The following is a 9,202-nucleotide window of genomic DNA, read 5'->3' on the forward strand; positions in this document are numbered from 1 at the left end:
AAACATGTAACGGTTTTTAATTTATGGAAGCCACTTATTTTCGCCAAAATTTGGCTTTCTTTTTTCCAGAAATGCATTTCTTCCCTCTTTTGCTTCTTCCGTCATATAAGCCAGACGGGTTGCTTCTCCTGCAAAGACTTGCTGGCCAACCATTCCGTCATCCGTTAGGTTCATGGCAAATTTTAGCATTTTTATAGATGTTGGCGATTTTTGAAGGATCTCCTGTGCCCACTCGTATGCGGTTGCTTCAAGTTCCTCATGAGGAATTACAGCATTTACCATTCCCATTTCAAAAGCCTCCTGAGCTGAATAGTTTCTTCCTAGAAAGAAAATTTCGCGTGCTTTTTTCTGTCCTACCATTTTTGCCAGGTAAGCTGATCCGTAACCTCCGTCAAAACTTGTTACATCAGCATCTGTCTGTTTGAAAATAGCATGTTCTTTACTTGCCAGTGTCATATCGCAGACTACATGTAAGCTATGTCCTCCGCCCACAGCCCAGCCTGGCACAACAGCAATTACCACTTTTGGCATAAAACGGATTAATCGCTGCACTTCAAGGATATTTAGGCGATGTTGTCCATCCTCTCCTACATAACCCTGATGTCCACGTGCATTTTGATCTCCTCCACTGCAAAAAGAATATACTCCGTCTTTTGTCGATGGCCCTTCGGCAGATAATAAAACGACTCCTATTGAAGTGTCTTCCTGTGCATCGTAAAAAGCCTGGTATAATTCAGATGTCGTTTTTGGACGGAAAGCATTCCTGACATTTGGTCTGTTAAAAGCGATTCTAGCAACTCCGTTACATTTTTTATATGTTATATCTTCGAATTCTCTGGCGGTTATCCAATCCATCTTTTATTTATTTTGTTTTAAATAATTATAGTGTAAAAATAAATCATTTTTACATTTTTACCTACTCAATTATTGGTTAGTCTTTTTGTGAATCATAATTGTGGGGATATTTTATGTCTGGAAAATAAAAAAATAACATTTTTTAACACTTGCTTTTGAAAAAAAATAATTAATTTTACAACCTAGAAATCAATAAGATACATTTTATTTTTTGATTTAAAGATTGATTTTCTTTCACTGATTTATTAACCTAAAAAATGAATTTTTTTGAGAAAAATTAAAAAAATTGTCGCTCATTTTTTTACGGTTTTTAATTGTAAGACTAAAAACAATGGGCAAATGATTTATTTATATGTTCCAACTTCAAGAAAAAGATAGTAACACCGAGGGTTAAATAATAGAATTGTTTATTTCAATTTATCAATATTAAAGATTATGAAAGATAGAATTAAAAATTGAAAACTTTCTATAAGTATATACAAAACCAATGGGTAAGCCGTGAAATTGATTGATTGCTGTTGAACAGATGATTGAATTGTTTAAAAGACACACGTAAAAAAAGTAAATCTTAAAATTCGTAAAATTTTTACTTTTTAAAATACATTAAAGATTATTTTATTTCTGTTTTTTTTTAATTACAATTTTTTAAAACTAGAATAAAAAGAGGAAGGCTATTCGTAAAGGATAGCCTTTTTTACTGTTTGCCCATAAAAATAACTGCGATTTTATTTAGCTGGGATTTTTTTTGTTGGCAAATTGGTAATTTTCAATAAATAAGTACCCTCTGGAAGCTGGTTTATATTTATATCCTGTACATTATTACTTATTATTTTTTGTCCCTGAGAAAACACTTCCACTTTTTTTGTATTTGCAACAACGGGCTTTATAATTGTAGTATCTAAATTAGGTTTTTCATTTTCTTTTTTTGCAGCAGCATTTTCTTTTGAATCTGCAACTATCATATCTGCAGGCTGTTTAGAAATATTATATAAATCATAAATTTCCTTATCTGACAGAGCAACGTTATAAATTTTCAAATCATCAAAGTCAGCGTTGATCCCTATTGTTGTATTGATTTCACCTAATCTGAAAATTGTCCCTTTGGTGTCACGCGACATACCTTTGATATATTTTAATAATTCGCCATTTCTGTATATTTTTGAAACAGAGCCATCAAAAGTAATACTATATTGATACCATCTGGCCTTGCTTAAAGAAACACTAACTATAAGATCATTTGACGTACCCCAGCCGGCTAAGTTCAAATCAGAATTTGAAGTTGTTGTGCTTTGTTGTAAAAGTCCAAAATATTGCGCATTAAAGGCTGAACCGTATCCCCAGATATAATTGGGTGAAGCTATATCATTCATTTTAACCCACACAGTAATAGTTCTTGGGGAATTACCTTGCGGAAGATTATCAATCACAGCTTCTAAGGCCTTATTTGCTAGCCTTTGTGCGCTTTTTTCAGTTCCCATCCTATCTGTTACGTAATTTTCTGTCCCTGTAAAAGATATGGTGTTTTTCGTATTGTGCAATGTTCCGTTAAAATTGAACTCATGAATTGGGACTTGTGCGTGAATATCTGAAAAAATGATTATAATTATTGTACATAATATTCTTTTCATGGGGCAGTATTAAAACATTTAATCATTTTAATACTACTAAAATAAAACTAAGCCGATTTTTAATAAAATTTACTCGATTAATGGCTTAAAAAACCGTTGAAATACGTTGAATCAGTAAACTGGATTAACTTGTTTGTGTTTCGTTGCGATATGTTTTTTACATAAAAATGATATCCTTACGTATGTGGCAAATTCAATAATAAATCAGACTTTTTCTGATTTAAACTAATAAAATAGAAGACTGATTGTTTGCATTAAAATAAAAAGTTATCCGAAGTAATCGCATAAGCTCATAATTGCACCTTTTGTATTATGTGTAGTTCCTTACAAATTATCATTGTAGCTCTATTAAAATTATGTAAAATTCTATTTTTTCAACCAGTATAAGTTTAAACAACAAAAAAACGGATATTTAAGAATGTTAAACTGTTTTTGTATTGTTGTCTTCTGTTTTCATGATATTTATATGTACTCACTAATCTTTGAACTGTAAAAAAGCAGAAAAACTATTTATTTTTTTGTTTTGTTTTCAATTGCTTCAGTAAAAAATATTATAAACGATCTGAAAAGTATCTAAAAAATGTAAATACTCAAAAAATATGCTTTATTATTTTATTCACTACCAATGACTTAAAAAATAACTTAAAATTAAGTTCAATTTTTGTTTGTAAACATAAAAAACGTTCCTATATTTGCAACCGCTTAGAACAACAAAGCGCAACAATACTGAGATCGGGGAGATACTCAAGCGGCCAACGAGGGCAGACTGTAAATCTGCTGTGTGAACTTCGCAGGTTCGAATCCTGCTCTCCCCACCAAAAGGGTAAAAGAAGCAAAAACTAAAGTTTTTCAATCTTTTCAAAAAACCTTAAAAAACGTGGTAAAGCCTGCAAATCGTGAGATTCGCAGGCTTTTTTGTTTTTCTGCACTTTTCATATTTTTTAAAACTGCACAAAATTTCTATGGCAGAATCGTGGCAGTTTGCATCTGCTGCAAAAACTGCCACAGAATTCAGGCTAAACCCTTGTTAAAACAGGGGTTAAGGAGGTTAACGACTTGTTTTTTTGACGCTATAATTCTACATTTATTAACCTAAAAAAGTTGAATTATGTCAGAAAGCAGCTTTGGGTTGGTTTTCTTCTTGAAAACAACCAGTAATGACAAAAAAATTAAAACCGTGTACTTTAGAATTACTGTAGATGGTATTACAAAGGAGGCATCCACCAAACGCAAATGGGAAAACCTCAGGTGGGATCAAAAAGCCGAGAGAGCCACGGGCTCCAAAGAAGATGCAAAATCTTTAAATTATTTTCTGGATTCACTGACCCTAAAAATCAATGTAGTCAAAACTGAAATGATGCACAGCAATAAGATAATAACTGCTGAAAAAATCATGGATGAAATCTTAGGGAGAACTGCTCCTAGAGTAAAAGTGCTGGAAGAATTCCAGAAGCACAATGATGAAATGGAAGCCCTGCTCGGAAAAGGTTATGCAAAAGGAACACTTGACAGGTTTACTATTACTAAAAACCACCTTACAGCTTTTATAAAATATAAATTCAATAAATCAGATCATGAATTTGCGGATTTAAGCCTGGAATTTGTAAAGGACTTCGAATTTTACCTGAGGACTGTACGTAATTGCAGTAACAACACCACACTGAAATATATCGCCAACTTTAAAAAGATTGTAATACGGGCTATTGACAAAGAGATTATTACAAAAGATCCTTTTAAGAACTTTAAGGGGCGTAAAACTAAAATGGTAAAAAAACCGCTTACCCGTTATGCTTGGAAAGAGGTACAGTGCTTCCGGTTTCGTCTAACCAGAAAATGAACGAGTATCTCAAAGAAGTCGCAAACCTTTGCGGTTTCCCGTTTACACTTAACACGCATATGGCACGCCGTACATTTGGAAGCACGGTTACCCTAAACAACAATGTCCCATTAATGTAGTAAAGGAAATGCTGGGGCATGCATCAGTTAGGCAGACCGAAGCCTACGCGATAACAGAGCAGGCCACCATTGGAAGGGAAATGTCGGTACTGAACAGGAGACTTAATAAAACTAAGGTTAAAATGTCTCCTTCAGATATTGCTGTACTGACCAGATTAGAAAAAGAGATTCAAACTATTAAAATGAAATACAGTTTAAAATAATCTTAGGGCTTAGTCAAAAAAAAAAAGGTAACTCATTATTATTGAGTTACCTTTTTTTGATTTAGAATTACTTCACTCTTATATCCTGGATTATAGGACGGCACATACTCTATATAACCTAAATCCCGAAGTTCCTTGAAATACTTATGGTATGTGGGAATGGTGTTGATATGCGACTGTTTCATAATCCTAGTACGGCTGACCTGGATCGTGCCCTTCTGTCCCTGCCGGTATCCTAAGCATAGGATGGCAGTCATAATAGCCAGATGCCATACACTGATCCGGTCATCTTCCATGAAGACCAGCAGATAAGACATGATTTCCTCTTCATCTGGCTTGTGTGGCTGGCTCATCTTTAAATAGGTTTAATTTGGAGATTTTTATGTTATGGATGCTAAAATGGATCATATTTATGGTCCTAAAGATTTGATGGGTACTGGAGAAATTAACTTACTAAAAATGTCAAGTTTATCAATACCTCACTGGTGCTTTCCCGACGATGAAAATTATTGCAGCAAATAAAACCTTGGGAGAATTAGACAAACCAACTTTAAGAAATATCCTTTTCATTACACAATGAATATGAAAGTTAAAATTGTTTTTTTTTAGAAGTAAAAACAGCGGGTGCAGTCTAAGACACTACCCGCTGAAACCCGCTGGTCTCTCCCAAGTCCGCAGGCATACTAATGAGAAATAATTTTTTTATTAGTAAGTAATTAGTATATATATAAGGTCCATTATTATTTGAGAAAATGTGTGTTATTCAGTTACTTGGAAAAAACCAGCAGCTACCTTGATGAAAGCTTGTAATTTTTTTGGGACAGCAAGTTCATCAGCTTTTGACATACTTAATGCCTCGTCTGTTTTCTCACCTTTCTCCACTAAATCAACCCAATTAGGGTTAATGATGAGAGCGTGACCGACTGCGACCATAGATAACCCCGATTTTATAGCTTCACTTGCATCTTCTGCTTGTTTGATGCTGCCTGCTGCAATTACAGGAATTCTTTTATCCACGTGAGTTAACATTAATTTTAAAATTGTGTCACTACCAATCTGCTCATCAATAGACTTTTGATTTAACAAATCACCTAAGGAAATGTGGAGATAATCAATACCAGAATCAATTAATTTATCAATAAAAGTAAAAGTATCCTTAACTCTATAACCTTCCTGTTCTTCAGGAGATATCCTGAACCCAACCAAAAATGGTCTGTTAGCGTATTTTTTTATAACGGTCTGAACTTCCTTTATTATCTCCAAAGCAAAATTCATTCTTTTCTCCTCAGATCCTCCCCAAAAATCATTCCTTTGATTATAGTAGGGAGAAAAGAAGTTTTGCAGTAAAAATCCGTGAGCACCATGTAATTCTACGCCATCAAATCCTGCCTTAATGGCTCGGTGAGCAGTCTCACCAAAGGCTTTAATCATTTCAAGAATTTCATCGTGTGTCAATTCATGAGAAACTACACCACCTGCGTAAAATGCTGATGGCACGAGTGCAACTGCACTTGCGCTTACAGGAATACCGTCAGGAATCAAATCTAAAACGGCTTTGTTACCTGCATGATAGATCTGCAAAATTGCAGGAGCACCACCACGCTTTGCAGCTGCTGCTAACTTTTGTAGGCCAGGTAAAAAAGAATCATCATAAGATGCATATTCATTTGTAAAGCCAATGCCATTGGCCTTCACTCTGGTACAGCCAGTAATGACTAAACCCACATTTCCGCTGCGGGCTTCGTAATGTCTTATTTCATCATCAGCGACCGTATAGTCATCATTACTTGACCAGGTCGTCATCGGCGCCATAGCAATTCTATTCTTTGTCTGGATGCCGTTTTCAAATTCGAAAATTTCGAATAATTCTTTTGTTCTTCTATTCATTATAGATGTTTTTTGATTATCGGTTACAATGCCTTATTAATGGATAGGCACTAATCGCTTTACTCAATTGATTTTTTGAGTTTAAAAGTTGGGAATAAAATAAATTTATCAATTCAGTTTACTGTTTTTATAGGCGTTGGGCGGAATTCCAACTTCTTTTTTAAATAGTCTTGCGAAGTAATTGGCATTTTCAAATCCAAGTGAAAAGGAGATTTCAGATATATTCATTTTTCCTTCAATAAGAAGATTTTTCGCCTCATCAATCAAATGGAGATGAATGAGTTCAATGGCTGTCTTTCCTGTTTCCTGTTTTAAAAGGTCGCTTAGATAGCGGGGGGAAACGTTTAGCTGGTTTGCCATGTAGGAAACCGTGGGAAGACCGGCTTTAACTACCACTTGATTACTGTAGTATTCAGCAAGTAATTGTTGAAACCGACCAGCAACTGCTCCCGTAATTTCTATGCGATTGATAAACTGCCGTTTGTAAAACCGTTGAGAATAGGTCAATAATGTACCCAGATGTGAAAGCATAATAAGTCTGCTGAAGGCATCAGTATTACTATTTGCCTCTTTTTTCATAATGCGCACCAGATTCCAAATCGTATCCTCTTCAGCAGGTGATAAGTAAAGTGATTCATTAGTTTCATAATCGAAGAAACCATAGTTCTTTATTTCCTTCTGTAAAGCATTTCCTGATAAAAAATCAGGATGCACACATATCAAAAAACAATCATCTTCTGACTTTACATTTTTGAAGGTAACCATTTGATGCGGCTTAAAAAAAATCATTTTTCCCCTTTGATGATCAAATTCCTTTCTACCGTAAGTAATGCTACCTGAAACAAATTTCCTAAAAGAAATAATGTAAAAATCGGCAGTAAAAACGATGTCATCATCACTGATGTCGTTTCGGTGTCCTATATTGATACTAAAAAGTGGATGTTCTGGAGCAGTTTCTCCGATGTCTCTGTTAAAACTGCTGATGTTACTATAATGTTTCATACCTTAAAATCTTACGTCACAATGCAAATTTCAGTATTTTGATTATATATGATGGATACAAAAGTAGTTGATAATAGCACTTTTTTACGTTGTAATTTGAGATTCTACCAATTGCTATAGTTATTATATTTTATGGCTTAAATTACTAAATTATTCAAACTGATAGTATGATAAGCAATTTTTACAGGCTTTAGATCAGATCAGTACGAAAGCTTCAAATTGCGTAATCTCTTTTAAATGGGCTTAACAATTATGTTAAACATCTCTCTTAAACTTCTTTGTTTATAAGCAAAAATCCCCCCTTGATATTAAACAAATGGGGGACTTCATTTTATATTGTCGATTTAAAGCTTAGTAAAAGAGACTACTTTGCAAATGCTACAGCACGAGCATGAGATAGTTCACGGAACCCGAAGATTCCATGGTAAGCCCCCATACCGCTATCGCCTACACCTCCAAATGGAAGTGATTGCTCCATAAAGTGCGTAGCCCATCCGTTTACAGTTATTCCTCCTGAAGAAGTATTATCAATAATTTGGTTCACAAATCCTTCATTATCTGAATAAATATACAGTGCAAGTGGTTTTGTCTGGGATTGGATAAAAGAAACAGCTTCAGTAGGATCATCATATCCTACGACAGGTAAAACAGGACCGAATATTTCATTTTCCAGTACTGCTGAACCTTCTGATACATTCAATAGTATGCTAGGTTCGATGGTCAACGTATCTCGATTTGAATTACCTCCGAATGCAATCGTAGCACCTCTTTCTACGGCATCATCAATGTAGCTTTTAATTCTATCAAAACCTCTTTCGTTTACGATGTGGGTATTGCTTTCAGGCAAATAATTACCATCTGAGTAAAACATTCCAGTGATGTTCTGCTTAAATATTTCTACAAATTCTTCAATACGGTTATTTGGAACTAAAAGATAATCAGGGCTTGTACAAACCTGTCCATCGTTTAGGTATTTACCAAAAATCAGGGATGGCATTGCTTCATTAATATCATATTTATCATCAATAATCAATGGCGACTTTCCACCCAGTTCTAAGGTAACGGATGCCAAATGCTTGGCAGCCGCTGCCATAACAACTCTCCCCACTGCTGGACTGCCAGTAAAGAAAATATGGTCGACCGGTAGTTCCAGGAGTGCAGTCGAAACAGAGGGATCACCATCAAATACGGCAACATCCTTTTCGTCGAAAACTTCTTCAAGAATTTTTGAACCGACAGCTGCTACGGCAGCTGAAACTTCATTGGTTTTCACAATTGCGGTATTACCAGTGGCAATGATGCTTACCAAAGGTTCAAATAAAAGCGTCACAGGAAAATTCCAAGCCCCAAAAAGCAATACCACACCTCTAGATTCGTAACGGATATAGGCAGATTTTGCAATTGCTAATTCCTCAACTTTGGTTGGAGCCATCCATGTATCCAAATTGGCTATGGCTAAGTCTATTGCATGGATAACACCGTCGGTTTCAATATAGCCCTGTGTGGCTATTGGACGCCCTAGATCTTGATTTAGGGCGTTGGCCAGGTCGTCCCTATGCGCAACAATCGATGCTTTTAAGCGTTCAAGCTTGTCGAAAAGTAATTAAATTCTATTGTAATGGAAAGAGTAAGTTATTTATAAGTAGCTACTTATCCCTTTCAAGAAATACG

The 9,202-nt window shown here is 35.0% G+C and carries 8 protein-coding genes, 1 tRNA gene and 1 pseudogene; 4 read left to right on the forward strand and 6 right to left on the reverse strand.

Annotated elements, in window-relative coordinates:
- Positions 1-21: 21 nt before the first annotated feature.
- Both GXM16_RS21070 and GXM16_RS21075 read right to left on the reverse strand, forming a co-directional pair.
- Entirely contained in the window at positions 22-855 is an 834-nt protein-coding gene (locus GXM16_RS21070) for a 1,4-dihydroxy-2-naphthoyl-CoA synthase (protein WP_071638026.1), read from the reverse strand.
- Positions 856-1,580: 725 nt separating this feature from the next.
- The gene (locus tag GXM16_RS21075; protein ID WP_163396472.1) at positions 1,581-2,483 is read right to left on the reverse strand and encodes a LamG domain-containing protein; all 903 of its coding nucleotides are present in this window, start codon (positions 2,481-2,483) and stop codon (positions 1,581-1,583) included.
- Between the two features lie 734 nt (positions 2,484-3,217).
- On the opposite strand from GXM16_RS21075, the gene GXM16_RS21080 reads away from it, so the two are divergent.
- From GXM16_RS21080 to GXM16_RS22945, 4 genes are all read left to right on the forward strand, one after another.
- Positions 3,218-3,301 (forward strand) — tRNA-Tyr (locus GXM16_RS21080).
- A 290-nt stretch (positions 3,302-3,591) separates the two neighbouring features.
- Entirely contained in the window at positions 3,592-4,320 is a 729-nt protein-coding gene (locus GXM16_RS21085; RefSeq protein ID WP_229684409.1) for a phage integrase SAM-like domain and Arm DNA-binding domain-containing protein, read from the forward strand.
- On the forward strand, positions 4,317-4,439 hold the full coding sequence (locus GXM16_RS23025; protein WP_262892365.1) for a site-specific integrase: 123 nt from the start codon (positions 4,317-4,319) through the stop codon (positions 4,437-4,439). The genes GXM16_RS21085 and GXM16_RS23025 overlap by 4 nt, the downstream gene beginning before the upstream one ends.
- Positions 4,440-4,447: 8 nt before the next feature.
- Positions 4,448-4,642 (forward strand): hypothetical protein, encoded by a 195-nt coding sequence (locus tag GXM16_RS22945; RefSeq protein ID WP_229684410.1) that lies wholly within the window; start codon positions 4,448-4,450, stop codon positions 4,640-4,642.
- Between the two features lie 38 nt (positions 4,643-4,680).
- On the opposite strand, the gene GXM16_RS21090 is transcribed toward GXM16_RS22945, so the two are convergent.
- From GXM16_RS21090 to GXM16_RS21105, 4 genes and pseudogenes are all read right to left on the reverse strand, one after another.
- Positions 4,681-4,995 (reverse strand): hypothetical protein, encoded by a 315-nt coding sequence (locus GXM16_RS21090; RefSeq protein ID WP_229684411.1) that lies wholly within the window; start codon positions 4,993-4,995, stop codon positions 4,681-4,683.
- A 406-nt stretch (positions 4,996-5,401) separates the two neighbouring features.
- On the reverse strand, positions 5,402-6,529 hold the full coding sequence (locus GXM16_RS21095; protein ID WP_163396473.1) for an NADH-dependent flavin oxidoreductase: 1,128 nt from the start codon (positions 6,527-6,529) through the stop codon (positions 5,402-5,404).
- Positions 6,530-6,637: 108 nt separating this feature from the next.
- A complete protein-coding gene (locus tag GXM16_RS21100) occupies positions 6,638-7,531 on the reverse strand; it encodes a helix-turn-helix domain-containing protein (RefSeq protein ID WP_163396474.1) in 894 nt (297 codons plus the stop codon).
- 364 nt (positions 7,532-7,895) lie between these two features.
- A pseudogene (locus GXM16_RS21105) lies at positions 7,896-9,107 on the reverse strand (aldehyde dehydrogenase family protein); the annotation flags it as partial.
- Between the last annotated feature and the right edge of the window lie 95 nt (positions 9,108-9,202).

The sequence above is a fragment of the Flavobacterium limi genome (genome assembly GCF_010645075.1).
Classification (GTDB): Bacteria; Bacteroidota; Bacteroidia; order Flavobacteriales; family Flavobacteriaceae; genus Flavobacterium; species Flavobacterium limi.